The following is a 25,898-nucleotide window of genomic DNA, read 5'->3' as shown; positions in this document are numbered from 1 at the left end:
GGGCTCATCTGCGCAAGCTCCCGTTCGCTCGGTACGAACGGGAACTGAACTTCGGCTTAGGCCCCGACCAGCCCCTTGATCGCGCTTTCGAACAGCGCGCGGCCGTCGGTGCCGCCGTGAGTGGTTTCGACGGCGCGTTCGGGGTGCGGCATCATGCCCAGCACATTGCCCGCCGCGTTGAGCACGCCCGCGATCCGCCGGGCCGAGCCGTTGACCTCGTCCCCATAGCGGAAGGCCACCCGGCCCTCGCCTTCCAGACGGTCCAGCGTTGCATCGTCGGCGAAGTAATTGCCGTCGTGGTGGGCGACGGGGATGGAGATTTCCTGCCCGGCCGCGTACCCGGCGGTAAACAGCGACTGCGCGTTCTCCACCTTCAGCGCCACGTCGCGGCAGACGAAGCGGATCACCGAATTGCGCAGCAGCGCGCCGGGCAGCAGCCCGCTTTCGGTCAGCACCTGAAAGCCGTTGCACACGCCGAGCACCGGCACGCCGCGCTCGGCCGCGGCCACCACCGCCTGCATCACCGGCGAGCGCGAGGCGATGGCGCCGCAGCGCAGATAGTCGCCATAAGAAAAACCGCCGGGCAGAGCGATGAAGTCCAGCCCCTCGGGCAGGTCATGATCGCCGTGCCACACGCGCAGCGCCGGGGTTCCCGAGATCTTGCCCAGAGCCTCCGCCATGTCGCGGTCGCAGTTGGAGCCGGGAAAAGTGATGACGGCGGAGCGGAAAGCCATCAGGCGGCCACCTTCTCGATACGGTAATTCTCGATCACCATGTTGGCGAGCAGCTTGCGGCACATGTCGTCGAGCGCTTCGTCGCTGGTGCTGTCGGCCACGTCGAGTTCGAACAGGCGCCCGGCGCGCACATCGTTGACGCCGGAAAAGCCCAGCCCTTCGAGCGAATGGTGGATCGCCCGGCCCTGCGGATCGAGAACACCGGGCTTGAGGCTGACGTGGACGCGCACTTTCATTCGCTGGGCCTTTCGCTTGCGGGCGGCAGATTCGTTTGCAGCGCCTATGACTCCTGAGAGGCGCCGGGGCAAGCCGCGCGATTCGCCTTGTTTGGGATTGTGCTTGGGATTGTCCGCGATCTTGCGCGCAAAGGCCTGTGCACAGTCACGCGCGAAAGTCCCGATTGAACGCACTGCCGCAACCTGCCATCCCGCGCAGACTCGAAACGGAGCGTAACATGTCGATTTCCTTCGCCGGTCAGGTCGCGGTGGTCACGGGGGCGGGCCATGGCCTCGGCCGCGCCTATGCGCTGGAACTGGCGCGGCGCGGCGCGAAAGTGGTGGTGAACGACCTCGGCGCCGCGCGCGACGGCACTGGCCATTCCGACGCGGCGCTCGCCGTCGTCGAGGAAATCCGCGCCACGGGCGGCGAGGCGATGGCCGACGGCGGCGACGTCTCCGATTTCGCCCAAATGGAAGCGATGGCCGCGCGCGCCGTTTCGGAATGGGGCGGCATCCACATCCTGATCAACAACGCGGGCATCCTGCGCGACCGCACGTTCGCCAAGATGGACCCGGCCGATTTCGAGCTGGTCCTGCGCGTCCACCTGCTCGGCAGCGCCTTTGCCACCAAGGCGGTGTGGAACACGATGCGCGCGCAGAATTATGGTCGCGTGCTGATGACGACGTCCTCCACCGGGCTCGGCGGCAATTTCGGACAGGCCAACTACGGCGCGGGCAAGGCGGGCGTGCTGGGCCTCGCCCGCACCCTGCGGCTGGAAGGCGCCAAGCACGACATCCGCGTGAACTGCATCGCCCCCACCGCCGGCACCCGCATGACCGCCGACATTTTTCCCGACGAGGCCTACAACGCCTTCCAGCCGGAAAGCGTTGTGCCCGCGGCGCTGTTCCTGGTCTCGAAGGAGGCGCCTACCGACGCCATCGTCGCTGCTGGCGGCGGCGTGTTCCAGAGCGCCTTCATCACCATGAACGACGGCGTGCTGCTGCCGCAGAGCGAATGCTCCGTGGAAGGTTTCGCCAAGGCCTGGCCGGCAATCCGCGAATGCACGGGCGATCACGTATTGGAAAACGGCATGGAGCAATCGCACCATGCGCTGTCGATGTTGCTGAAATCGCAGGGTTAACACTTCGCAATCGTGAATTGACGCCTCATGCCGAACGCGGCATCGTCCCTTCGGGCAAACTCGGGGCAAACAGCATGCAAAGCTATCTGGACAGGCGCGACAACGCCCGGCTGCTGACACTTTCGCGCTTCATGCGCGGCGTGATCTGGATTTATATCGCGGTCTGGGGGGCATATGCACTCGCCAGCGGATGGCTCTTGAGCCTTGTTTTCATGGGCAAGACATATGGGCCGGTCTGGATGATGACCCTTGGGCTGCGCGGCATCATCGGTCTTCTGGGCTTTATCATCTTCCTGATCTGCCTGCCGCCATTTCTCATGTGGTTCAACAAGGCCTTGTCGAACCTCCACGAGGCGGGGCTGACCGGCCTTACCGCAAGGCCGACATGGACAACCGCGAGCTTCTTCGTGCCGGTGGCCAATCTCTTCATTCCCTTCACGGCCATGCGCGAATTGTGGAACCGCAGCCATGGAGAGGACGAATGGCAGGCAAAAGCCAGCGTGTCTGAGGTTTCCATCTGGTGGACCTGTCTTCTGGCAGGCACACTGCTGGTCAGCTTCATCAGCGTCATCGGGATCTTCAACTATTTCACGAACCTGAAGATCATAACCCCGATGGGGGTCAATCATGCCCTTAACCTGAGCGGCGTTTGCCTGTGGATCGTGTCGGCCCTGTTTCTGCTGCGCATCATCGCGAACGTGTCGAATGCCCAGCAGGCGCTTTCAGACGAGAGAGCGACTTTCGCCTGAGGCTCAGCTCACCCCTCCACCACTTTCAGCAGCTTGCGCTCCAGCGGGCTGAGCACGCCTGTCAGTTCGTGCCCGCGCTTGAGCACTTGCCCGGATTCGCCGAACAGCGTCCACATGCCTTGTTTGCCGCGCAGGCTGGGGCGTTTTTCGATGCGGGCCTGGGGGCGTTCGGCGGCGCGGCGGAAGGCGCTGAAATTGGCTGCGTCCTTGCCGAAATCCATCGCATAGTCGCGCCAGAACCCGGCAGCGACCATGCGGCCGTAGAGGTCGAGAATGCGTTGAAGCTCCAGCCGGTCAAACCCCACTTGCAGCGGTTTGCGGCCGGGAAAGGCAACGACACTGGCGGAAGCGGGATTCGCCGAACCGGCCGGGCCTGCCGCCATGCAGCTTAAACGCCCTTGCAGGCGGGCTTGTCAGCCTCGCGCTCCGGTTCCGCCTGAGCGGCCAGCAGTGCCTCGACCTGTTCGCGCAGGGCGGCGACCTGATCTTCCAAATCGTCCACGCGCTGGTTGCCCACCGGTTCGCACGGTTCCTTGCAGGGTGTGCCGTAGGGCATGAATTCCTTGGCGTAAGTCTCCGCCTTCATCAGCGTGGAGCGCGCCTTGACGCCGATCATCGTCGCGCCTTCGGGCACGTCTTCGGTCACGACCGCACTGGCGCCGACGCGCGCGCGCTTACCCACCGTGACCGGGCCGATGATCTGCGCGCCCGAGCCGACGATCACGTTGTCCTCCAGCGTCGGGTGGCGCTTGCCGCCCACGCCGTTGGTGGGGTTCGAACCGCCCAGCGTGACGCACTGGTAGATCGTGACATTGTCACCGATGTGCGCCGTCTCGCCGATCACGGTGAAACCGTGGTCGATAAAGAAGTCCTTGCCGATGGTGGCACCCGGATGGATGTCGATCGAGGTCAGGAAGCGGGAAAAATGGTTCACCGCGCGTGCCAGGAAAAACAGGCGCGCGTTGAACAGGGCATGCGCGATCCGGTGCCAGAACAGCGCCCATACGCCCGGATAGAGCAGCACTTCCCAGCGCGAGCGCGGCGCGGGATCGCGTGCCACGACGGAGTCCAGATAGCGGATCAGGTTACCCATCATGTTCCGTAATTCCCATCAATCGGGCCGCGATGCAACCTTTTGCCCGAAACGGGCACGTTTTGGAGCCGGTGCGGCGCTCACTCCTCCCTGAGGCCGCCGCCTTGTGTCTCGGCCAGAGCCTCACGCCAGATCGCCATTGTCGGCGGTTGCTTGCGCTCCAGACTGAGCCGGTCGATCGCGGCGACCAGACGTTCTACGTCCACATGGCTACGCTCGCACCGTCCTGCAAGATATTGCGTTGCGGAATCGTCCAGAACCAGCCCGCGCATCTCGGCATGAACTTCCATCAGCCCGGCCAGCATCTCATCATCGGGTTCGCCGATTTCGAGGTCCAGCGCAGCGCCGAGACGCGAGGCGAGATCGGGCAGGCGCACTTGCCAGCAGCCCTCCCCCGCACCGCGCGGCCGGTTGGCCACGATCAGCAGCGGGCGCCCGCTTTCCTGCGCGCGGTTCCAGCGGTGGAACAGAACATCCTCATCCAGCGAGTCGGCATTGTCCACCGCGTCACCCTGCCCCGATTCGACGAACCAGCGGGCCAGCAAAGACTTGCCCGAGCGCGGCGGCCCGGTGAGGATCGCCGTGCGGAACGGCCACTTTTCCGGCTCCATCAACGCATCGAGAACGCCCGCATTGGCACTGCCCACGACAATGCGGGGCGGACTGTCGCTCGCAGCGGACAGCGGAAGGGCAATCTGTCTCATAGTCAGACCTAGCGGCTGATCTTCAACGTACCGCCGCCGCTAGAAACTTTCCAGCCTTGTCCGCGCAAGGCCGCGGCGAGACGCTCCGCGCCGCCCGACACGGTAACGCGCATGACGGAAGTGCCGCCGATGGCAAGGCTGACGGTCGCCGCCCCCTGGACACCGGGCACACCGCGCACGGCGGCCAGTGCAGCATCGACGGCCGCCGCATCGGGCGTCGCGAACTGGACGGAAACGGTTTCCGCCGCCACACCGGAAACATTCTCGGCCGGGACCACCGGCCCTGGCTGCGGCGCCACGGCCGGATCGTCGCCCTTCGGCATCAATTCGGCGCGCAACTGGGCGAATGCCCGGTCCAGCGCGGCACGGCCGGTATTGAGCGTCGGGTCGGGCTTGAGCTTACCCTGCGCCAGCGCATCGCGGTAAAGCCCGTCGATCCGCTCCACCGCCTTGTCCAGCATGCCCGGCAGATCGTCCTCACCCTTCGCGGTCAGAGTGAAACTACCGAGGAACGTGTTATCGAGACCATAGCGGGCCGTAAACGTGCCCTTGACCGGACCGCCCGGCCACTGCCGCTCCAGCCGCGCGGCCGGAATGACAACATCGGCGGCATCGAACTGGCTCAGCAGCGTGCGCCACCACAGGCGGCTGCGGCGGCCGGGCTGGCCCGCGGTCAGAACCAGCGAATCACCGCCCGAACCGGAAGGACGGACATAGTCCACCGGGCTGGCGGCGGCCTGAAATTCGGCCCAGGCGCGCTGCCAGGGATTGCGCACTTCGAACACCTGGCGCACGCCGCCCGAATAGAGCACCGGAATCACCAGCATCGGCGCCGAACGGGGCACGCCCGCGCCCTGTCCGCCCACGAACTGCCCGGCCTTGGCCTTGTCGAACACTACGCCCAGCTTGGCGACATAGCGGCGGGGGCCCACCTGCTCGTGCTCGATCACCACGGAAGAGACCATCGCGTCGATCGCGCCAAACGGCATGGCCGGTCCGCCCAGCTTCTTCCATGCCAGCTTTTCGGCCTGCTTCCAGCCTTCAAGGCGCGCTTCGGCGCCGGTCTTGGCGGAAACGTCCACGGCGATGCCGTCAACCTGAATGTCCTGAGAACTGGCCAGCGGGGCAATGCCGCGATCGCCATCGATCTGCGCCGCGAGTCGCACACCGCCAGCAGCCAGAGCCGCGAGCGTCACCGAAGCCGCAAGCACCGCCGCAGCGCGCTTTGTCTGCCCGTTGAGGGCCAGTCCTTTGCGGGCTGGCCGCAGGAATTTGGGGGAGATAGTGAACACCATTGTCGAAACCGGGGGCCTTTTGCCCAAACGGCGATGGAAATCCAAGACGTAAAGCGCTAGGCGGCGCGAATGTCCGACGATAACTCTCCGAAGAGCTACTCCTACGAGCAGGCCGGCGTCTCGATCGCCGCCGGAAACGCGCTGGTCAAGGCCATTGCCCCGCTCGCGAAATCGACCGCCCGTCCAGGCGCCGGCGCCGAGCTGGGCGGCTTTGGCGGTTTCTTCGATCCGCGCGCGGCGGGGTACACCGATCCGCTGCTGGTCGCCGCCAACGATGGCGTGGGCACCAAAGTGAAGCTCGCCATCGATCATGACCGGCACGACCACATCGGCATCGACCTTGTCGCCATGTGCGTGAACGATCTGATCGTGCAGGGCGCGGAGCCGCTGTTCTTCCTCGACTATTTCGCCACCGGCAAGCTGGAGAACGGCGTCGCCGAGCGCGTCGTCGCGGGCATTGCCGAAGGGTGCCGCATGGCGGGCTGCGCGCTGATCGGCGGCGAGACGGCGGAAATGCCGGGCATGTATGCGCAGGACGATTACGATCTGGCCGGTTTCTGCGTCGGCGCTGTCGAGCGCGGCGAACAACTGACCGGAGAGCGGGTCGCGGCGGGCGACGTGCTGCTGGGCCTTGCCTCCTCGGGCGTGCATTCGAACGGCTATTCGCTGGTGCGGCGGCTGGCGGCAGACAAGGGCTGGAAGCTGGACCGCCCGGCGCTGTTCGATCAGGACACACTGCTGATCGACGCGCTGATCGCGCCCACGCGTATTTATGTGAAGAGCCTGCTGCCCTTCATCCGCGCCGGGCGCATCCATGCGCTTGCCCACATCACCGGCGGCGGACTGCTGGAAAACGTGCCGCGCGTGCTGCCCGAAGGCCTGCATGCCCGGATCGATGCCGGAGCCTGGGTGCAGCCGCGCCTGATGGCCTTCCTGCAGGCACAGGGGCACATCGAACCCGCCGAGATGGCCCGCACCTTCAACTGCGGCATCGGCATGGTGCTCGCCGTCAACGCGCTGGATGCCGGAGCGCTCAAGACCGAACTGGAAGCGGCGGGCGAGGAAGTCTTCGTGATCGGCGCGATCGAGCCGGGCGACAAGGGCTGCACCGTGCAGGGCAGCGCAGACGACTGGTCCGCGCGCGAGGCATGGGAAGCCGTTCACCTCGGCTGAGACCCGCGAAGCTGAATCGCGCCCCGCTCGTCCTGAGCCTGTCGAAGCGTCCCCTTCGGCTGGCTGCTTGCAGCAGCCGCTCAGGGCAGGCTTCGACAGGCTCAGGACGAGCGGAGGTAGCGCAGATATTCCGCACCCGGCTTGATCTCAGACCTCAGGCGGTCCAGCTTCCTCCGGCCCGTCCTTTCCCGGGACGGCGTCGATATCCTCGCCCAGCGTGTCGCGCAGATAGAATTCGCGCACGCCCACGAAAGCCACCACCAGCAGCGCCCCGGCGAAGAACACGCCATAGACGCCGAACACCGCACCCACGCCCAGAATCGTGAACAGCGTGAGCGCGGGCGGAATGTTGACGACACGGCGGTTGATCACCGGCGTCAGCATCCACCCTTCCACCACGCGCACCGCCAGATAGGCCGCGACCGTGCGCCACAGCACGTCCCCGCCCGCCGCTGCCGCCAGCCCGATCGAAGGCAGCATCGCCACTGCCGGGCCGACATAGGGCACGAATTCGGACAGTCCGCCAAGCAGACCCAGCGCCGCCCAGGATTCGAGCCCGGCCAGCCACAGCGATCCGCCGATGATCACGCTCATCGCAATCATGGTGACGAGCTTCGCCTTGAGCCACAGCCGCAGCGCCGCCGAAATGGCCGTCAGCGCCCGCTCCATCGTCGGCCGCGCGGGCGGCGGCGTCAGCAGAATCACCGCGCGCCGGTAGGGCCCGGGATTGCCCGCAATAAACAGGGCGCCGACCAGAACGATCAGCAGGTTGACGAGGAACTGCCCTGCCCCCGAAGCCAGATCGCTGAGGCGGTTGGCAATCGTGCTGCCGCCCGCCGCCGCTTCCGAGGCCTGAACGATGGCCCGGCCGACCGGCGTAGTAGAAAGCCCCTGCTCCACTTGCGCCAAGGTGCCCGGCAGATTGCCGAGCATTCCCGCGATCTCCGCGCCGAATTGCACTGTCAGCAAATAGCCGATAGCTCCGAACAGCGCGAGCACCAGCAATGTTCCCAGCGGCAGCGCCACGCGCCAGCTTTTCAGCCCGAAGCCCTGCAGCATCCGCGCGGTACTGCGAAAGGCGACCGCGCCCAGAACCGAACCGAAAGCCAGCAGCAGCAGGTCCGCCGCGCGCCACGCGACGAGCACGGCACCGGCGGCCAGCACTGTCCACGCCAGGCGGCGCAAGTATCCGGCATCGTCCGGGTTGGGCCTGAAAGGCGCGTTTGTCGTCACGTGCAATTCACCCCGCGGTTGCTCGCGCGCTGCCGAACGCATAGGGGATGTTCGCAAGCGAGTACAGGCAGGCAGCCGTCATTCGGGCCGAACGCGCGCTGCCCCGCCGCAAGTCCCCGCGCTGCCGTTTCGGGCGGCGTGGAAAACCGGAAAGATGAGCATGACGCAGGTGCGGGCCAAAGTGGCGGTGATGATTTCGGGCAGCGGCACCAATATGGCCGCGCTGCTCTATGCCAGCCGCGCTGAAGACTGCCCCTATGAAATCGTACTGGTTGCCGCCAACGATCCGGAAGCGAAGGGCCTGCGTCTGGCCGCAGCGGAAGGCGTGCCCACGTTCGCCCTTTCGCACAAAGGCATGACACGTTCCGAACACGACGCGGCGATGGATGCAGCGATCCGCAATGCTGGCGCGGAATGGGTCGCACTGGCCGGTTACATGCGCATCCTGACGCCGGACTTCGTGGGCAAGTGGGAAGGCCGTATGGTCAACATCCACCCTTCCCTGCTGCCCAAGTACACCGGCCTGCACACGCACGAACGCGCCATTGAGGCTGGCGACAGCCATGGCGGAGTGACGGTTCACCTCGTGACCGCGGAGCTCGACGAAGGGCCGGTGCTGGGCCAGACGCCGGTGGCGATCCTGCCCGGCGATACGGCCGAGGCCCTGGCCGCGCGCGTGCTGATCGCCGAACACCAGCTCTATTCGCGCTGCCTGGCGAAACTGGTGACACGCGAACGCGATCCGGAATGGCTGCTGGAGCAGGTCCGCAGCCGGGCCATGGCCCTGCCCGAAACAGACGAAGTGAGCAGCCATGGCATGCCGTGCTTCGGCGTGATCAAGGGCAAGAAATTCGCCTATTTCTCCACCGGCAACCACGGCGACGGCCGGATCGCGCTGATCGTGAAGATCAGCGGCGTGGACGAGCAGGCGATGCTGATCGAACAGGATGAAGACGCCTATTTCCGCCCCGCCTATTTCGGCGACACCTGGATCGGCATCCGTCTGGATACCGGCAGCCACGACTGGGATTCGGTCAGCGAATGGCTGGCCCGTTCGTGGCGGACCATCGCGCCGAGGCGGTTGACGGTGCTGCTGGACGCGGCCGACGCATTCTGAGGACGCGGCGGCCACGGTCAGGGCGGAATCGCCGGAGCTGCTCAGGCCGCCGTATGCCGTGCCTCGCGCAGGACTTCGGCGATCCGGTCGAGCAGCGAAAGCCGTTCCTTCTTCAGTTCCTCAACCCGCTCGTCGGACGAAGCATCGAGCTCGGCCTCGATCCGCGTGATGGTGTGGTTCACTTCCTGATACCGGTCCGCCAGCGCGGCAAAATGCCCCTTGGTCGCCTTGAGGCGGTGCATCAGATCGACGTCGTCGGGAAATTCGGCTGCGAGTTCGTGGAGCTTGTGCGACATTCAGGCTTCTCCCGTTATTGAGATGCGCCGAATCTAGCCTCGGCGCACGGCCCATGCGTTGCGCTGGATCAAGGGTATACCAGCCCTTCAGATTTCCGAATAGTCCACCATCGGACGGCTTTCGCGCGTGCCGCGATAACGCTTCTCGGGCTCGTTCGGATCCCCGGCGATGATCACGTAGTCGTCATGCACTTCGACAAGCGTCCCGACGAACGGAAACCCCTCCAGGCTGCCGTTGACGCGAAAGCTGACGGTATCGCCGGTCTTGAACGTCTTTTCGTCGAAATTGAATTCGAAGGGGCAGACTTCCCCTTCCTCACCCATGCCTTGCATTGCGCGTCTCCTCTTCGCGGAAAGACTACCGCAACGATACAAGGTGCATCAAATGGAATCCCGGGCCGATGCGCCGGGGACGCGATATCGCAAGCGGGCTACATATGCGCGGCATGCGCCATCAGCGATGTCAGCATGGCTCCCACGAAAGAGACCGACACGGCGACAAGGATCGTCTTGCTAATCATGTGAACGCTGCCCCCCGGCTGCTGCCTTTGGAACCGGATCGCCGCACCGCCGAAAATAAGCGGCGCCCGTCCAGAATACCTGCGGGGATAATAAAGGGCAGAAACGAGTCGCACCAAAGGAAAAGGCCGCCGAAACCGGCGGCCTTAACCATCTTTAACAAGAATTAATCGCGGCTCAGCCGACGATTTCTTCCGGCTTGAAGAAGTAAGCGATTTCGATCGCGGCGTTTTCGTCGGAGTCCGAACCGTGGACCGAGTTGGCTTCGATCGATTCCGCATAGGTCTTGCGGATGGTGCCTTCGGCGGCATCGGCCGGGTTGGTGGCGCCCATCACGTCGCGGTTGCGCTTCACGGCGTCTTCGCCTTCAAGCGCCTGCACGACGACCGGGCCCGAAATCATGAACGAGACGAGGTCGTTGAAAAACGGGCGTTCCTTGTGGACTGCATAGAAGCCTTCGGCCTGCTCCTTGGTCATCTGGATGCGCTTGGAAGCGACTACGCGCAGACCGGCTTCTTCCAGCATCTTGGTCACGCCACCGGTCAGGTTGCGGCGGGTGGCGTCGGGCTTGATGATCGAGAAGGTGCGGGTGACCGCCATGATGTATTCCTTGCGAAGTGGAGGGTGTTGTTACTTGTTGCGCGCGCCCCTAGCCGGGTTTGCGCCGCGCGGCAAGCCGGGCCGCACGCGCATGCGCCGCGCCGAAGGCCTGCTGGGCCCGGCGAGGATTTGCAGAAGGCTCGTGGGGAAAAGCCTAGGCAAACGGACATTTCAGCCCCCGCGCCTCAAGCCCGTCATGCTGAACTTGCTTCAGCATCCATCGTACAGCGCAGCCAGACCTGCAAATGGCGCTCTATCCTTGCCGATTTGAGAGTCTGGCGGAGGGTGGCGCCCCCCGGCACCCAGAGCAGGACGAACCGCCTGATGGACCCTGAAACAAGTTCAGGGGGACGATTTTGAAACGGCGCATCTGTTTTTGGATGCAACCTTTGCCAAAGCCCCTAAGCCGCCTGAATCCAGCGGCCGCCTTCCTGCTTCCAGTGATAGTGTTCCACCCCTTCGCGCCCGCGCAGCATGCGCCAGGTGTCGCGCGCATGCTGGATGGTGCTGTCGTCGAACAGGAAGAAGGTGCGCACGAAAGGCGTTTCGCCCTCGCGCCACTGGCCGTCAGCAATGGCGAGGAAGTTCGCGCCGTTGAGCGGCTGCGGCGCTTCGGACAGCAGAATCGGCTGACGGTCCTCGTGCCCTTCCCCGGCCATGCCGTTGGCGAGAAACGTGTCCTCACCCAGCGACCACAGCGCCTGACACAGGCGCTGGCGCTGCTTCGGATCGGCCGAGACGACGAGGAGGCGCTCGCCCACTTTCATCACGTTGCGCGCGATGAGGGGCAGCGCCGCCTCGGCAGGATCGCGGCTGAGCTGGTAGAAGTCCACGCGCATCAGCCGCGTCCCCGCTTTCGTTCTCAACCTTCGGCGGTGTCGCGCACGAAGCGGTCGAGCAGGCGCACGCCGAAGCCGGTCGCGCCCTTATCCCACGTCGCGCCCGGCTTGTCAGACCAGACGGTCCCGGCAATGTCGAGGTGCGCCCAGGGGGTGCCGTTCTCGATGAAGCGCTGGAGGAACTGCGCCGCCGTGATCGAACCGCCGAAGCGCGAACCGACGTTCTTCATGTCGGCAATCGCGCTGTCGAGCTGCTTGTCGTAAGCCGGGCCCATCGGGAAGCGCCACAGGCGGTCGCCCGAAGCATCGCCCGCGGCGCTCAGTGCAGCGGCGAGATCATCGTTGTTCGAGAACAAGCCCGCGTATTCGTGGGCGAGCGAGGCGATGATGGCGCCCGTCAGCGTCGCGAGATCGACGATCTTCGCCGGGCTATATTCGCGCTGCACCCAGGTGAGCGCGTCGCACAGCACCAGACGGCCTTCGGCATCGGTGTTGATGACTTCGATGGTCTGGCCCGACATCGAGGTGACGACGTCGCCCGGGCGCTGGGCCTTGCCGTCCGGCATGTTCTCCACGAGACCGCACACGCCGATGACATTGGCCTTCGCCTTGCGCAGCGCGAGCGCGAGCATGGTTCCGGCCACCGCACCGGCGCCGCCCATGTCCCACTTCATGTCTTCCATGCCCGCTGGCTGCTTGAGGCTGATGCCGCCGGTGTCGAAGGTCACGCCCTTGCCGACGAACGCGACGGGCTTTTCACCCTCGGCGCCGCCCAGCCATTCCATCACCAGCAGGCGCGCGGGACGCACCGAGCCCTGCGCCACGCCGAGCAGCGAGCCCATGCCGAGCGCGGCCATCTCCTTTTCGTCGAGCACGCGGATCTTGAGGCCGGTGCCTTCCGTCTTCGCCTGGCAGCGTTCCACGAACGTCTCGGGATAGATCGTGTTCGCCGGTTCGGTAACGAGTTCGCGGGTGAAGGCCACACCGGCGGCCACCGCCTGCTCGACCGCCCACAGCGCCTTGGTGCCTTCGGGCGCGCCCGCGAGCGCGATTTCGCTAAGGCTCGGCTTCTTGTCGTCGGTCAGCTTGGTCCGATAGACATCGTGGCGCCAAGCGCGCAGCACCGCGCCGAGCAGCGCCGCGGCAGCCTCTTCCGCGGAAAGGCCCGCGCCAGTCACGTCCAGCGTCAGCGCAGTTTCGCCCGAAGTCAGGTATTTCGCGACAATCGCGGCGCCCGCCTTCTCGATCGCGCCCTTGCGGTCCTTGGCGTCGGCGGCGCCGATCCCGGCCAGCACCACGCGCACGACCTTGCCGTCACGCTCTGCAAAGCCTTCGAACATCTGCCCGGCCTTGCCGGAAAACCGGGCCATCTTCGCGGCTTCGGCCAGCACCGGCTCAAGATCGGCGGGCACGGCATCCTGGTTTACGAGGCGGGCGGCAAGACGCGCGGAACTGGCAACCGGCGCGTCAAGGAACTGGATCTGCATGAAATCTCCTGGATCTTCGCGATGAAACGTCCAACTTGTGCGCTTCACCGCAACACTGGATTGCAGTTAGGCACAGGCGGTGCGATAGGCAAGCCATGCTCCCTGCCGTGCAGATCCTTTCCCGCGCGCTGCCTGACCATTCGCGCTTCCTCTCGCTGAGCGCGCTGGCCCTTGGCCTGACCGCCTTCGCCGCGCCTTACACCGCGCAGGCGCAGGACGTGCCGCCTCCCGCCGCCAAGCCTCAGCCCACCGAAAGCGGGGATCCCGCGGCCGAAGGCGAACATATCGCCTTCGATGCCGATACCGTCGATTACAACGAAAATACCGAAGAAGTGACCGCCGAGGGCGATGTTCTGCTGCGGCGGGGCGATCAGTCAGTGCGCGCGGATACCGTCACCTGGGACCGCAAGACCGGCCAGATCGTCGCCACCGGCGATGTGCGCCTGCTCGATCAGGACGGCAACCGGCTGTTCACGGACCGCATCGAACTGACCGACGAACTCAAGACCGGCATGATGGAGAATCTCCTGCTGGTCATGCGGGAGGGCGGCAGGCTGGCCGCACTCAAAGGTGAGCGCATTGCCAATGGCGATGTCATTCTCAACCAGGCGGCCTATACCGGCTGCGACGTCGTGAATACCGATGGCTGCCCCAAGAAGCCTTCCTGGCGGGTCATCGCCAAGAGCGTGATCTACAGCGAGGAACGCCGCCGCATCCGTTTCAAGAATGCGCGGCTGGAACTGTTCGGGGCGGTGCAGGTGCCGCTGCTGGGGCTGACTGTCAGCACCGACGGGCACGCGGTATCGGGCTTCATGATCCCCGACCTGCAATCGACCCCGTCCAACGGTGTCCAGATCGGCGAATCGTACTACTGGAAGATCGACGAGAACCGCGATCTGACGGCAGGCCTCTCCGCCTTCACCAAGGCCGCGCCCATGGCCTCGATCGAATACCGTGCGCTGACGGGCCATGGCGCCTACCAGATCACCGGCTATGCCACGGCCAGCAACAAGATCCCGATCTTCGGCTCCAACACCTCGCCCGAAAACGACAGCGTAAGCGCCTTTCGCGGCTATGTGTTCGCCAACGGCAAGTTCCAGCTCGACGAGCACTGGAGCGTGACCGGATCGATCCGGCGCGCGACCGACCGCACATTCCTGCGCCGCTACGACATCAGCCGCGATGACCGGCTGCGCTCGATGATCGATGTCCAGCGCATCGATGAGGACAGCTACTTCTCGTTCGCGGGTTATGCCACGCAAACCCTGCAGGCCAGCCGCGATCAGGGGCTGATCCCGGTGGCCTTTCCGGTGCTCGACTATCGCAGGCGATTCGCTGATCCGGTGTTGGGCGGCAAGATCGAAACCCAGGTCAACACGCTGGGCATCACCCGCACCGATGGCCAGGACACCCAGCGCGCCTTCGCCAGCACGCAATGGACGCTGCGCAAGATCACCGGCATGGGACAGGAAGTGGTGCTGACCGGCCTGGCCCGCGGCGACGTGTACCATTCCGACGAGAACGGCGCGACCAGCACGGTGATCTATCGCGGCGATCCGGGCTGGCAGAGCCGCGCCATCGCGCTGGCCGCCATCGACGTGAAATGGCCGCTGGTCGGCGCCGCGCTGGGCGGCACGCAAGTCTTCACCCCGCGCATTCAGCTCGTCGCCAGCCCCACGATCCGCAACCTGGCCGTTCCCAACGAGGATTCGCGCGCGATAGAGCTGGAAACCAGCAACCTGTTCTCGCTCAACCGCTTCCCCGGCTACGACCGGATCGAGGACGGGGTGCGCTTCACATACGGTTTCGACTGGAAGTTCGAGGCGCCACGCTGGCGGATCATGACCACGATCGGCCAGTCGGTACGTCTGAACAACAAGCCCACGCTGCTGCCAGATGGCACGGGCCTTACCAACAAGACCTCCGACATCGTCGGCCGCACCGAAGTGCGCTACCGCGATTTCATCAACGTCATTCACCGCTTCCGCCTCGACAAGGACAGCCTGGCGATCCGCCGCAACGAATTCGACGCGGTGATCGGCAATACCAGAACCTATGCCGAGATCGGCTATACCAAGCTCAACCGCGGCATTTCCCGCAGCATCGAGGATTTGCAGGACCGTGAGGAAGTGCGGGCTGCGGGCCGTGTGGCGTTCGCCCGGTACTGGTCGCTGTTCGGCTCTGCCGTCGTCAATCTGACCGATCGCAAGGAAGATCCGATCTACGGCTCGGACGGTTTCCAGCCGCTGCGCACCCGCATCGGCGCCGCTTACGAGGATGACTGCATGCAGATCGCCCTCACCTGGCGCCGCGACTACGAAACGACCGGCGACGCGCGCAAGGGCGACTCCTTCCAGATCCGCTTCAGCCTCAAGAACATCGGCTTGCGGTAAATCGCGGCCGGTCCAGCCCTGATCCGGGGATGGACGGGCTTCCAGGGCCTCCGCCCGTTGGCAGGCCGGTGCAAAGCCGCTATCGGGTGTGCTCATTTTCGGTTAAGCCGCCACGCGGCATGACCTGCATCCTAGGTGCGGAAGGTCTGCAAAGCAGGTTTGCTGGGCAGGTTTCCAGCCATGAATTGTCCGGCGTCGGCCGGTTGAAGACGGGATTGTGATCACGGTGCAAGCAGTCAATCGCAGCAGCTCTTTCAAGCGTGCGCTCATTACTATCGGCAGCCTGGCCGCACTGGCCGGAGCGCTGGCTGCGCCGGGCGCGATGGCCCAGAATTCCGCGCAGGGGCAGATCGTCATCCCCGACGACGTCAAGATTTTCGGCAACGACAATCCGAATGTCCGCCGCGCCACGGCCGTGGTAAACGGCGATGTCATCACCGGCACCGATGTCGATCAGCGGCTTGCCCTCATCATCGCGGCCAACAAAGGCAAGATCAGCGAAGAGGAAATGAAGCGCCTGCGCCTGCAGGTGCTGCGCAACCTGATCGACGAGACGCTGCAGATCCAGGAAGCCAAGGCCTCCGAGATCGATGTCTCACAGGCCGAGATCGATCAGTCCTACGCCCGCGTCGCCGCGCAGAACTTCAACCAGAACACTTCGGCGATGGATGCCTATCTCAAGCGCATCGGCTCCTCACCGGCATCGCTCAAACGCCAGATTCGCGGCGAGCTTTCGTGGCGCGCCCTGCTCCAGCGCAATATCTCGCCCTTCATCAACGTCTCCGACGACGAAGTGAACGAGATGCTGGCCCGCCTCAAGGCGGCCAAGGGCACCGACGAGTACCGCCTGGGCGAAATCTACCTTTCGGCCACGCCCGACGCGCGCCAGCAGGTTTACCAGAACGCTTCACAGATCGTCGATCAGCTCAAGCAGGGCGGCAGCTTCGTTGCCTATGCCCGCCAGTATTCGCAGGCCTCGACGGCGGCGGTCGGCGGCGATCTCGGCTGGATCCGGCTCGCTCAGCTCCCTCCCGAACTGGCGACCGTGGCCCGTGAAATGGAACCTGGCCAGCTTGTCGGCCCGATCGAGGTTCCCGGCGGCTTTGACATCCTCTATCTGATCGACAAGCGCCAGGTGCTGACCGCCGATCCGCGCGATGCGATCCTCTCGCTCAAGCAGATCTCGATCAGCTTCCCCCAGGGTACCACCGAAGCCCAGGCCGGACAGAAAGCCGAGGCGTTCGCGAACGCGATCAAGGCGGCCAAGGGCTGCGGCGACGTGGACAAGGTCGCTTCGGGTATCGGCGCACAAGTTGTCACCAACGATCAGGTGAAGGCGCGCGATCTGCCCGGCCCGATCCAGAACGCCATCCTGCAGCTCTCGCCCGGCGAGACGATGCCTCCGTTCGGCTCGGTGAAGGACGGCGTGCGCATCCTGATGCTGTGCGGCCGCGACGATCCGCAGCAGGCCGATCAGGGCCCCAGCTTCGAGCAGCTTCAGGCCCAGCTTGAAGACGACCGCATCAACAAGCGCGCGCAGATGTACCTGCGCGACCTGCGGCGTGATGCCATCATCGAGTACGACTGACCCTATCCAGCAAGGTCTGTGACATGACGATCCCGGCTCCGCTTGCCGTTTCCCTGGGCGATCCGGCAGGTGCCGCCCCGGAACTGATCGCCGAAGCCTGGATGCGGCGCGAGGAAGCGGACCTTGCCCCGTTCTTCGTCGTGGGCGGCGCAGGATTGCTCAAAGCCGCCGCCGCGACGCGCGGGATCGATCTGCCGGTGGTGCCTATCGCCGCCGCCGGAGAAACCGTTGCTGCCTTTGCCGCCGGATTGCCGGTTCTGGGCCCGGAAGACTGCGCGCCCTCCTTTGGGGAGCCCACGCACGAAGGCGGCCGTCTGGCGCTGCATTCGCTCACCCAGGCCGCGCGGATGGCGCTTTCGGGCGAAGCGGGCGGTGCCGTGACCGGCCCCATCGCCAAGTCGAAACTGGCCGAAGTGGGCTTCACCCAGCCCGGCCAGACCGAATTCTGCGCCGATGCCTGCGGCGTGCCACCCGAAGATGCAGTGATGATGCTGGCCGGGCCGCTGCTGCGCACGGTGCCGCTCACCGTCCACGTCGCGCTCTCGGCCGTGCCGGGCCTGATCACGCGCGATCTGATCGAGCGCAAAGCCCGGATCGTCGCGCGCGCGCTGGCCCGCGATTTCGGACTGACGGCCCCGCGCATCGCCATAACGGGCCTCAATCCCCACGCAGGCGAGGACGGGCGCATGGGGCGCGAGGAAATCGAAACGATCGCCCCCGCCATCGCCGCGCTGCAGGCCGAAGGGCTCGCCGTCACCGGCCCGCACCCCGCCGATGCCCTCTTCGCCGCGCATGAGCGCGAGAAGTTCGACGTGGCGTTATGCATGTATCACGATCAGGCGCTGGTCCCGATCAAGACGCTCGATTTCGACCGGGGCGTGAACGTCACGCTGGGCCTGCCGATCGTACGCACTTCGCCCGACCACGGCACCGCCTTCGGCATCGCGGGCAAGGGCATTGCCAGCCCGGGTGCGATGATCGCCGCCATCCGCATGGCCGGCGAATGCGCGGCGCGGCGGGCAAGGATGGCCGCATGATCCGGCACACGGCCCTCTCACCCGCTCGTGCTGAGCCTGTCGAAGCACGAACGAGGCGCAGCGCATGCCTTCCATCCTTCGACAAGCTCAGGATGAGCGGTTACGGGAACCGCAAGGTTTCCCCGGCATGACCGCCCTGCCCCCCTTGCGCGAAGTGATCGCAAGGCACGGCCTTTCCGCCAGCAAGGCGCTCGGCCAGAACTTCCTGTTCGACGAGCAGCTGCTCGATCGCATCGCCGCCATCCCCGGATCGCTGGAAGGCGCACAAGTGCTCGAAGTCGGCCCCGGCCCCGGCGGCCTTACCCGCGCCCTGCTGCGCGCCGGTGCGCAAGTCACGGCCATCGAGATGGACCGCCGCTGCCTGCCCGCCCTCGCCGAAGTCGAAACGGCATTTCCCGGCAAGCTCAAGGTCATCGAAGGCGATGCGATGAAGATCGCGCCCGCCACGCTGTTCGACGGCCCGTACCATATCGTGGCGAACCTGCCCTACAACGTCGGCACAGCGCTGTTCACCGGCTGGCTTTCGGGCGGGGACTGGCCGCCGCAATGGCGCTCGCTGACGCTGATGTTTCAGGAGGAAGTGGCCCGCCGCATCGTCGCCGCGCCCAATACTTCCGCCTATGGCCGCCTTGCCGTGCTGGCACAGTGGCGCTCCACTGCAAAGCTGGCACTGAAAGTCCACCGCAGCGCCTTCACTCCGCCGCCCAAAGTGATGTCCGCCATCGTCCATGTCGTGCCGGGAAAAGCGCCGGAGGGCGTATCCATGCGCGTGCTGGAGCGCGTGACCGAGGCCGCCTTCGGCCAGCGCCGCAAGATGCTGCGCCAAAGCCTGAAAGGCGTGCCCGGCGCTCTGGAGGCACTCGAAACGCTGGGCATCGATCCCCAGCGCCGCGCGGAAACGCTGAGCGTGGCCGAATTCGTGGCCGTGGCCCGCGCGCTTTCCTGAGCTATTCGCTCATGCCCGTGAGCACGAATTTCTGCACGCGCCGCCCGGTGCCCACTTCGCTGGTATAGACATTGCCCAGGCTGTCCGTCTCTACCGAGTGGAGCCAGATGAACTGGCCGGGATAGCGCCCGTTGCGCCCGAAACTGCCAATCACCCGGTCACTCTCGCGCAGCAGGACCCAGACTTTGCCGTTGGCCATATCCGCCACGTAGAGAAATTGGCCGTCGGGCGAAAAGGCCACATCGGAAGCCGTGCGCAGCCCGCCGGTTTCGGGCGCGATCACGATATCGCGCACGAACTCCAGCTTTTCTCCCTCATCGCGGAACACCTGTATGCGGTTGTTGCGCCGGTCGCAGACGTAGATCAGCGCATCCGGGCCGCGCTCCACGCAATGGACGATATCGCCGAACTCGCGCGCCTGCGGATCGGCGCCGCCATCGCGGGTGCTGGCGGCCTGGCTCTGATCGAACGGCTGCGCGCGCACCGATGCGCCCGGCGTACCGCCATAGGCGCCCCAAGTCCGCTCGAACGAGAGGTCCGCCGCATCGAACGCGACGATACGTTTGTTGATATAGCCATCCGCGACCAGCACTTTGCCGCCGGTCTGGCTGATATCCGCCGGATTGCCCAGACTGTCCCGGCTGAGATTGCCTGCGGTGCGGCCGCGCTTTCCGATCTGGCGCAGATACTGCCCCTCGGCCGTGAAGTTCAGGACGACATGATCGCCCTTCCCGTTCCCGCCGATCCACACCGTGCCGTCCTGCGCCGCGAAGATGCCGTGAACGTTGGAAGGCCACTGCGTCTCGCCGTTTCTGGAAGGAGCCAGTTCCGGTCCGCCCCATGCCGCCAGCAACTGCCCGTCGGCGGAAAAGCGCATGACGTGCGGTGCCGGGCGGCAGCAGCCTTGCGTTGTGGGCGGATCCTGCGCGAGCCCGGCCTCGTGCTGGTTCAGCGAATTGGGCCGCTGAACGATCCAAACCCTGTCCTCGCCATCGACGGACAGGCCGGGCACCTGCCCCAGAATCGTGTCGGCGGGAAGGCGCGGCCATTCGGCATCGGCCTGAAACAGCGGCATCGGCACATCGGGGGCGAGGTGCTCGCTTTCGATCCGGACCAGCGATTCCGCGCCCGCCGGCGCTGCGAAACCGGCACCGGCCAGCGCCAGCCATGATAGGACGTTACGAAACATCTGCTCGGACATCGCTTTCTCCTGTGCTGCGGCAGGACTACCGCACGGCAGCGCGGCAGGGTAGCCCCCGCATACAGAACGGGCCCTTTCCGCGAGGAAAGAGCCCGTCCTTGTGCCTTTACGGCACTCTGGGGATGAGCGTTCAGGCGTCGACCAGCGCCGCCTTCTTCTTGCGGCGCCAGGCGTGCAGCAACGGTTCGGTATAGCCGCTGGGCTGCTCCACGCCCTTGAACACCAGATCGCAGGCCGCCTTGAAGGCATAGCTGGTGTCCCAGTTGCCTGCCATCGGCTCATAGAGCGGATCGCCCGCATTCTGCGCATCGACCTTGGCCGCCATGCGCCGCAGCGAATCCATCACCTGTTCCTGCGTGCACACGCCGTGCAGCAGCCAGTTGGCCATGTGCTGACTGGAAATGCGCAGCGTCGCGCGGTCTTCCATAAGGCCGACATCGTTGATGTCCGGCACCTTGGAACAGCCGACGCCCTGATCGATCCAGCGCACGACATAGCCCAGCAGCCCTTGCGCGTTGTTGTCCAGCTCCTCGCGCACTTCCGCTTCGGACCAGTTGACGCCTTGGGCCAGCGGCACCGAAAGCAGCAGGTCGAGGCCGGGCACCGGCTCGGCGGCAATCGCATCGCGTAACCCGAAGACATCGACCTGATGATAATGCGTCGCGTGCAGTGTCGCCGCCGTGGGGGACGGCACCCAAGCGGTGTTGGCGCCGGTCTTGGGGTGGCCGATCTTCTGCGCCATCATGTCGTGCATCTTATCCGGCGCGGCCCACATGCCCTTGCCGATCTGCGCCTTGCCCGAAAGGCCGTGCTGCAAGCCGATGGCGACATTGCGCGCCTCGTAAGCGGCGATCCAGGTGGAACCCTTGATGTCGCCCTTGCGCATCATCGGCCCGGCCCGCATCGAGGTGTGGATCTCGTCCCCGGTGCGATCGAGGAAGCCGGTGTTGATGAAGACGATGCGGTCCTTCACCGCGTGGATGCAGGCGGCAAGGTTCGCAGAGGTGCGCCGCTCCTCATCCATCACGCCGACTTTCAGGGTGTGGCGCGGAAGCTGCAGCAAGTCCTCAACAGCATCGAACAAGACATTGGTAAAGCCGCATTCCTCCGGCCCGTGCATCTTTGGTTTGACGATGTAGATGCTGCCTTCTCGGCTGTTGCCGTATTTCGTGAGGCCCTTCACGTCCTGCGTGGAAATGGCGCTGGTGATCACGGCGTCCATGATGCCTTCGGGGATCTCGCTGCCGTCGGGCAGCAGGATCGCCGGGTTGGTCATCAGATGGCCGACGTTGCGCACGAACAGCAGGCTGCGGCCCGGCAGGCTCACCTGCTCTCCGCTTTCGAGGATCACCGCCTTGTCCGCGGACAAGGCGCGGGTCATCGTCTGCCCGCCCTTTTCGAAGGTATCGGTCAGGTCGCCCCGGATCACGCCCAGCCAGTTGGCATAGGCGGCCGTCTTGTCCTCGGCATCGACAGCCGCGATCGAATCCTCAAGGTCGCAGATCGTGGTGATCGCGGCTTCGAGCACGACGTCGGAAATGCCTGCCTTGTCGGTACTGCCGACCGGGCTCGACGGATCGACCACCACTTCGATGTGGAGCCCGTTTGACGCGAACATGCGCCCCTTTTGCGTGGTGCCGACATATTGCGAAGGATCGGCCAGCGTCACGTCCACACTGTCCACATCCGTCCAGCTTCCCGAGGCCAGCGGCAGCGCCGCATCGAGGAACTTGCGCCCCTCGGCGATCACCGCCGCGCCGCGTGCCGGATCGTAACCCTTGCCCTGCGCGGGCGGCGCATCGAGCGCATCGGTGCCGTAATAGGCATCGTAGAGGCTGCCCCAGCGCGCATTGGCGGCATTGAGCAGGAAACGGGCATTGAGCACCGGCACCACGAGCTGTGGCCCCGCCATCGTCGCGATCTCGGGATCGACGTTTTTCGTGCCGATGGCGAAGGCTTCCGGCTCCGGCACCAGATAGCCGATCTCGCGCAGGAAGGCCTGATATTCGCCCTGTTCGACCGGCTTGCCCGCGCGTTCGCCATGCCAGGCATCGATCTTCGCCTGCAGATCCTCGCGCTTTTCCAGCAGCGCCCGGTTCTTCGGCGCCAGATCGGCTGCCAGCGCGGCGAACCCGGCCCAAAACGCCTCCGCGTCCTGCCCGATCGGCGCCAGAACCTGCTCCTCAACGAACTTCGCCAGACCGGCATCGACCCGAAGGCCGGAACGTTCAACCCTGTCAGTCATCTTTCCTCGCACTTGTTCGAACGCACACGCCGGGCTTTCCGGCACGCAACGCAAATGACGAATGTAAAACTGCCCTGGGGAAGGATTTGTGCCCTATGACGCATGGCCGCACGAATGGCAACCGTTGAGCAGTGTGCCAATCGGGATCAGATGCGAAGCCCTGCCTTACACCCCGCGTCGGAATCGCTTACACTTCGGGAAATGTTAAGTATCGTGATCCCCGGGAACCGGCGGATGGCATGAACGTTGCGTAACAGGGGGCAGGTCAAGAGGTTGGGAATGCTTCGGAAAATCGCACGCCTGTTCGTCATCAAGTCGCATTGGGAGGCCTATATGATCATATACGCCCTCGCGCTTGGTGCGGTGGAGCGCGGCAGCGTCTATCTGACCCGATTCCCCGGATTCGGCGGCAAGCTCCTGTTCCTCGCTTGCACCGGCGCGGTGTTCATGGCCGGCGCCAAGATCCTAGACTGCATCAAATACGAAAAAGCCGCCCGCCTCGAAGCCGCGCAAGTGGCCGAATCCACGCCGGACGCCGAGCAGAAGCAAGCCGCCTGAGAGAACCCGAAATCTGAACCATCACCCTTCGTGTCGAGCCCTTCGACATGCTCAGGATAAACTTCGAGCCAAAGGCTCGAAGTCGAGACACGATAGCGCTGATTTTACGTGTCTCGACTTCGCTCGACACGAACGGGGCGTGGTGCTGTAGATAAAGCGCGGGCCGCTTGGTCGCACCAACCAACACAGACCTTGTTGCCGGGATTTGGTTCATGCCGGAGCGAGAATGGTAGTCTGCGAGAACCGGCGCGCAGCGTACTTCAGTACGTGAGCACCGGAAGCGCAGCAGGCTGCCGTTCGCAGCCCGGCAGGGGCCAAATCACGGCAAAAAGGGTGGGGTGATTCTGTTGCCAGGCTCACCCCGGGCCCCTGGAATCCGCTTCTGTTGCCCGGTGGGTCCAACCGCGCTTTAGCTTTGTAACTTCAGGGCGTTAGCCCCTAGAATTACGCGGCGAGAGCGAGTGCTTCGTTGTCGTTGGCACTTGTGAGTTTTGAGCCTTTAACGGGTTACTCAGCCCGGACGAAAACACCGCTTTTCAACACACGTCGATCCTAGTTCGGCCCCGTCATCACCCCTGCGACAACAGGGTTGCCCTTTTCAAGGCGGGTGATGGTGGAGCCGCCGGGTACCGCCCCCGGGTCCGCTGCATCTATTGCACGTTGCAATTTATCGTCATAGCCGGCGAACCGGCAGAGCCCCATATAAGCCCTCAAACGTGAATGTGAAGTGAGCGGGGTATTATCGAGTGCTGCACCGGCCCACTTCCAGACAAACCTCAACCTCGCTTCTTCAATTCGTCGCGGATTTCGGTGAGCAGATCGATCTCGCTCGGCCCGGCGGGCGGCGGTGCGGCTTCCTCTTCCTTCTTTTCCATCGATTCCATCAGCTTGTTGACGTAACGCACCATCAGGAAAACGATGAAGGCCAGGATCAGGAAGTTGATGATGGCGGTGACGAACGCGCCGTAGCCGATCATCGCCGCGCCCGCTTCCTTGAGCGCGGCATAGTCGTCCAGCGCGCCGGTATAGCCATCGGGCGTACTCAGCAGGACGAAATGATTCGAAAAGTCCGCGCCGCCGAAGATGGCGCCAATCACCGGCATGATCACTTCATCGGTCAACGATTTGACAATGGCCCCGAACGCGGCGCCGATGATCACACCAACCGCCAGATCCATGACGTTGCCCTTGGCAATGAATTTCTTGAAATCCTGAAACATCCGCCCCTCCTGAATGCGATTTCGGGTGATGACCTGTCATCGCAAGGCCATGGGGCAAGGGCAAGTCCTTGAACCGACACTGTACACCGCTACATTCAGGGCTCGATGGGCCGCCGATTGCGGCCGGTGAGGAGTAGGGAAACATCATGTCAGCTTCGAACACGCCGCGCGGCCTTGTCTCGCGCCTTGGCCGTTATGCCGTTGTGGCACTGGCGGCGATGAGCCTGGCCGCCTGCGGTTTCAACTCGGTGCCGACCAAGCAGGAAGCCGCCAAGGCCAAGTGGGCCGATGTCGAGGCCGCGTTCCAGGAACGCGCCAATCTCGTGCCCAACCTCGCCGCCGTCGCCAAGGGCGCGGCCGAGCAGGAAAAGGCGATCCTGACCGGCGTGATGGAAGCGCGCGCCAAGGCGACTTCGATCCAGATCACCGGAGACGACCTGCAGGACCCGGCCAAGATGGAGCAGTTCGCTGCCGCGCAAGGCCAGCTTCAGCAAGGCCTGGGCCGCCTGATGGCGAGTTTCGAGGCCTATCCGGACCTCAAGTCCATCACCAATTACCAGATGCTGCAGAGCCAGCTTGAGGGCCAGGAAAACCGCATCCGCATTTCCATCCGCGACTACAACGCCGCCGTGCAGGACTATAACACCGAAGTGCGCACGTTCCCGACGATGATCGGCGCGCGCCTGCGCGGGGCCGATCCGCTGGTGCCCTACAAGGCGGTGACTCCGGGCGCTGAAGTGGCGCCGAGCCTCGAAGGGAAAATGTAAGCCGGTGCATCGTTACCGGCCCCTGTTCGCATCGTTCCTGCTGGTCCTGTGCGCCCTGATCGCGGGGCCACAGGCCGCGTGGGCGGCGCCGGACTTTCCCAAGCTGACTGGCCGCGTGGTCGATGATGCCGGGATCATTCCCAAAGCCGAGGAAGCCCAGCTCACGCAGAAGCTCGCCGCGCTGGAAAAGCAATCCAACCGCCAGATGGTGGTGGTGACGGTCCCCAGCCTGCAGGGCTACGAGATTTCGGACTACGGCTATCAGCTGGGCCGCGCATGGGGGATCGGGCAGAAGGGTAAGGACAACGGCGTCCTGCTGCTCGTCGCCCCCAATGAGCGCAAGGTTCGCATCGAAGCCGGCTATGGCCTTGAGCCGGTGCTGACCGACGGCATGAGCTTCCTGATCATCAACAAGGTCATCATCCCCTATTTCAAGAAGGACGATTATCCCGGCGGCATCGCAGCCGGAACCGATGCCATCATCAAACAGATCACCCTGCCGCCCGAAGAAGCGCAGAAGATCGCGGCACAGGCCGATCAGCAGCGCCAGAGCCGCGGCGGCGGCGTGTCGCTGGGCACGGTGGTGTTCATCCTCGTGATCCTGTTCTTCGTGGTCATGCCGATGATCAACGAGGCGCGCAGCGGCGGGCGGCGCAGGCGCAGCGGCGGCGGGTTCATCTGGATCCCCGGCAGCGGCTGGGGCGGCGACGACGACCACTGGGGCGGTGGCGGCGGCTGGGGAGG

General features: G+C 64.8%; 26 protein-coding genes and 1 other RNA gene. 11 read left to right on the top strand and 16 right to left on the bottom strand.

The genetic code is table 11. The features are described from left to right. Nucleotides 1-56: 56 nt before the first annotated feature. Both purQ and purS read right to left on the bottom strand, forming a co-directional pair. Nucleotides 57-734, bottom strand: coding sequence for a phosphoribosylformylglycinamidine synthase subunit PurQ (gene purQ / locus MTR66_RS03680; protein ID WP_243918040.1), 678 nt, complete (start codon nucleotides 732-734; stop codon nucleotides 57-59). Then, a complete protein-coding gene (gene purS, locus MTR66_RS03675; RefSeq protein ID WP_067736312.1) occupies nucleotides 734-970 on the bottom strand; it encodes a phosphoribosylformylglycinamidine synthase subunit PurS in 237 nt (78 codons plus the stop codon). The genes purQ and purS overlap by 1 nt, the downstream gene beginning before the upstream one ends. A gap of 218 nt (nucleotides 971-1,188) precedes the next feature. Here purS and MTR66_RS03670 point away from each other — a divergent pair, with 218 nt between their 5' ends. Both MTR66_RS03670 and MTR66_RS03665 read left to right on the top strand, forming a co-directional pair. Then, a complete protein-coding gene (locus tag MTR66_RS03670) occupies nucleotides 1,189-2,094 on the top strand; it encodes an SDR family NAD(P)-dependent oxidoreductase (protein ID WP_243918038.1) in 906 nt (301 codons plus the stop codon). 74 nt (nucleotides 2,095-2,168) lie between these two features. Continuing rightward, nucleotides 2,169-2,843, top strand: coding sequence for a DUF4328 domain-containing protein (locus MTR66_RS03665; protein ID WP_243918035.1), 675 nt, complete (start codon nucleotides 2,169-2,171; stop codon nucleotides 2,841-2,843). Between the two features lie 8 nt (nucleotides 2,844-2,851). Here the strand turns inward: MTR66_RS03665 and MTR66_RS03660 are convergent, their stop codons facing one another. From MTR66_RS03660 to MTR66_RS03645, 4 genes are all read right to left on the bottom strand, one after another. Further along, on the bottom strand, nucleotides 2,852-3,226 hold the full coding sequence (locus tag MTR66_RS03660; protein ID WP_243918033.1) for a DUF2794 domain-containing protein: 375 nt from the start codon (nucleotides 3,224-3,226) through the stop codon (nucleotides 2,852-2,854). A gap of 5 nt (nucleotides 3,227-3,231) precedes the next feature. Next, nucleotides 3,232-3,939 (bottom strand): serine O-acetyltransferase EpsC, encoded by a 708-nt coding sequence (epsC, locus tag MTR66_RS03655; protein ID WP_243918031.1) that lies wholly within the window; start codon nucleotides 3,937-3,939, stop codon nucleotides 3,232-3,234. Nucleotides 3,940-4,016: 77 nt separating this feature from the next. Continuing rightward, complete coding sequence (locus tag MTR66_RS03650) at nucleotides 4,017-4,640, bottom strand: HdaA/DnaA family protein (protein WP_243918029.1); 624 nt, start codon at nucleotides 4,638-4,640, stop codon at nucleotides 4,017-4,019. 8 nt (nucleotides 4,641-4,648) lie between these two features. Further along, nucleotides 4,649-5,935: a heavy-metal-associated domain-containing protein gene (locus MTR66_RS03645; protein WP_243918027.1), complete on the bottom strand. Its 1,287-nt coding sequence runs from the start codon at nucleotides 5,933-5,935 to the stop codon at nucleotides 4,649-4,651. A 69-nt stretch (nucleotides 5,936-6,004) separates the two neighbouring features. On the opposite strand from MTR66_RS03645, the gene purM reads away from it, so the two are divergent. Then, nucleotides 6,005-7,108: a phosphoribosylformylglycinamidine cyclo-ligase gene (gene purM / locus MTR66_RS03640; protein WP_243918025.1), complete on the top strand. Its 1,104-nt coding sequence runs from the start codon at nucleotides 6,005-6,007 to the stop codon at nucleotides 7,106-7,108. Nucleotides 7,109-7,255: 147 nt separating this feature from the next. On the opposite strand, the gene MTR66_RS03635 is transcribed toward purM, so the two are convergent. After that, a complete protein-coding gene (locus MTR66_RS03635; RefSeq protein ID WP_243918023.1) occupies nucleotides 7,256-8,341 on the bottom strand; it encodes an AI-2E family transporter in 1,086 nt (361 codons plus the stop codon). Between the two features lie 154 nt (nucleotides 8,342-8,495). On the opposite strand from MTR66_RS03635, the gene purN reads away from it, so the two are divergent. Then, nucleotides 8,496-9,458, top strand: a complete 963-nt coding sequence (purN, locus tag MTR66_RS03630; RefSeq protein ID WP_243918021.1) for a phosphoribosylglycinamide formyltransferase — start codon at nucleotides 8,496-8,498, stop codon at nucleotides 9,456-9,458. A gap of 41 nt (nucleotides 9,459-9,499) precedes the next feature. Here purN and MTR66_RS03625 read toward each other — a convergent pair whose 3' ends face one another. The 5 genes from MTR66_RS03625 to MTR66_RS03605 all read right to left on the bottom strand — a co-directional run bounded on the left by MTR66_RS03625 (nucleotide 9,500) and on the right by MTR66_RS03605 (nucleotide 13,199). Beyond that, entirely contained in the window at nucleotides 9,500-9,754 is a 255-nt protein-coding gene (locus MTR66_RS03625; RefSeq protein WP_243918019.1) for a YdcH family protein, read from the bottom strand. An 87-nt stretch (nucleotides 9,755-9,841) separates the two neighbouring features. Continuing rightward, entirely contained in the window at nucleotides 9,842-10,087 is a 246-nt protein-coding gene (locus tag MTR66_RS03620; RefSeq protein WP_243918017.1) for a hypothetical protein, read from the bottom strand. A 363-nt stretch (nucleotides 10,088-10,450) separates the two neighbouring features. Continuing rightward, nucleotides 10,451-10,873: a nucleoside-diphosphate kinase gene (gene ndk / locus MTR66_RS03615; protein ID WP_243918016.1), complete on the bottom strand. Its 423-nt coding sequence runs from the start codon at nucleotides 10,871-10,873 to the stop codon at nucleotides 10,451-10,453. A gap of 401 nt (nucleotides 10,874-11,274) precedes the next feature. Then, a complete protein-coding gene (locus tag MTR66_RS03610; protein ID WP_243918954.1) occupies nucleotides 11,275-11,712 on the bottom strand; it encodes a DNA polymerase III subunit chi in 438 nt (145 codons plus the stop codon). 23 nt (nucleotides 11,713-11,735) lie between these two features. Further along, nucleotides 11,736-13,199: a leucyl aminopeptidase gene (locus tag MTR66_RS03605; RefSeq protein WP_243918015.1), complete on the bottom strand. Its 1,464-nt coding sequence runs from the start codon at nucleotides 13,197-13,199 to the stop codon at nucleotides 11,736-11,738. Between the two features lie 95 nt (nucleotides 13,200-13,294). Here MTR66_RS03605 and MTR66_RS03600 point away from each other — a divergent pair, with 95 nt between their 5' ends. The 4 genes from MTR66_RS03600 to rsmA all read left to right on the top strand — a co-directional run bounded on the left by MTR66_RS03600 (nucleotide 13,295) and on the right by rsmA (nucleotide 19,163). Further along, nucleotides 13,295-15,592: an LPS-assembly protein LptD gene (locus MTR66_RS03600; RefSeq protein WP_243918014.1), complete on the top strand. Its 2,298-nt coding sequence runs from the start codon at nucleotides 13,295-13,297 to the stop codon at nucleotides 15,590-15,592. 226 nt (nucleotides 15,593-15,818) lie between these two features. Next, complete coding sequence (locus MTR66_RS03595) at nucleotides 15,819-17,180, top strand: peptidylprolyl isomerase (RefSeq protein WP_243918013.1); 1,362 nt, start codon at nucleotides 15,819-15,821, stop codon at nucleotides 17,178-17,180. A 23-nt stretch (nucleotides 17,181-17,203) separates the two neighbouring features. Further along, a complete protein-coding gene (gene pdxA, locus MTR66_RS03590) occupies nucleotides 17,204-18,217 on the top strand; it encodes a 4-hydroxythreonine-4-phosphate dehydrogenase PdxA (protein ID WP_243918012.1) in 1,014 nt (337 codons plus the stop codon). 127 nt (nucleotides 18,218-18,344) lie between these two features. Continuing rightward, nucleotides 18,345-19,163 carry a 16S rRNA (adenine(1518)-N(6)/adenine(1519)-N(6))-dimethyltransferase RsmA gene (gene rsmA / locus MTR66_RS03585; RefSeq protein ID WP_243918011.1) on the top strand — a complete coding sequence of 273 codons (819 nt, stop codon included), beginning with the start codon at nucleotides 18,345-18,347 and terminating at the stop codon, nucleotides 19,161-19,163. Nucleotide 19,164: 1 nt separating this feature from the next. On the opposite strand, the gene MTR66_RS03580 is transcribed toward rsmA, so the two are convergent. Continuing rightward, on the bottom strand, nucleotides 19,165-20,364 hold the full coding sequence (locus MTR66_RS03580; RefSeq protein ID WP_243918009.1) for an NHL repeat-containing protein: 1,200 nt from the start codon (nucleotides 20,362-20,364) through the stop codon (nucleotides 19,165-19,167). A gap of 130 nt (nucleotides 20,365-20,494) precedes the next feature. Continuing rightward, nucleotides 20,495-22,609 (bottom strand): malate synthase G, encoded by a 2,115-nt coding sequence (locus MTR66_RS03575; RefSeq protein WP_243918008.1) that lies wholly within the window; start codon nucleotides 22,607-22,609, stop codon nucleotides 20,495-20,497. A 279-nt stretch (nucleotides 22,610-22,888) separates the two neighbouring features. Between MTR66_RS03575 and MTR66_RS03570 the strand changes: the two genes are divergently transcribed. Then, on the top strand, nucleotides 22,889-23,167 hold the full coding sequence (locus MTR66_RS03570; protein WP_243918007.1) for a hypothetical protein: 279 nt from the start codon (nucleotides 22,889-22,891) through the stop codon (nucleotides 23,165-23,167). Nucleotides 23,168-23,538: 371 nt separating this feature from the next. Here MTR66_RS03570 and ssrA read toward each other — a convergent pair. Continuing rightward, nucleotides 23,539-23,898, bottom strand: a transfer-messenger RNA (tmRNA) gene (gene ssrA / locus MTR66_RS03565). Between the two features lie 45 nt (nucleotides 23,899-23,943). After that, complete coding sequence (mscL, locus tag MTR66_RS03560) at nucleotides 23,944-24,387, bottom strand: large conductance mechanosensitive channel protein MscL (protein WP_243918006.1); 444 nt, start codon at nucleotides 24,385-24,387, stop codon at nucleotides 23,944-23,946. Nucleotides 24,388-24,533: 146 nt separating this feature from the next. On the opposite strand from mscL, the gene MTR66_RS03555 reads away from it, so the two are divergent. After that, on the top strand, nucleotides 24,534-25,154 hold the full coding sequence (locus MTR66_RS03555) for a LemA family protein (protein WP_243918005.1): 621 nt from the start codon (nucleotides 24,534-24,536) through the stop codon (nucleotides 25,152-25,154). Between the two features lie 4 nt (nucleotides 25,155-25,158). Next, a partial coding sequence (locus MTR66_RS03550) for a TPM domain-containing protein (RefSeq protein ID WP_243918004.1) occupies nucleotides 25,159-25,898 on the top strand: 740 nt, incomplete at its 3' end.

The sequence above is a fragment of the Novosphingobium beihaiense genome (genome assembly GCF_022832375.1).
GTDB lineage: Bacteria > Pseudomonadota > Alphaproteobacteria > Sphingomonadales > Sphingomonadaceae > Novosphingobium > Novosphingobium beihaiensis.
The sequence above is the reverse complement of the archived record's forward strand: the minus strand, read 5'-3'. Positions and strand labels throughout refer to the sequence as shown.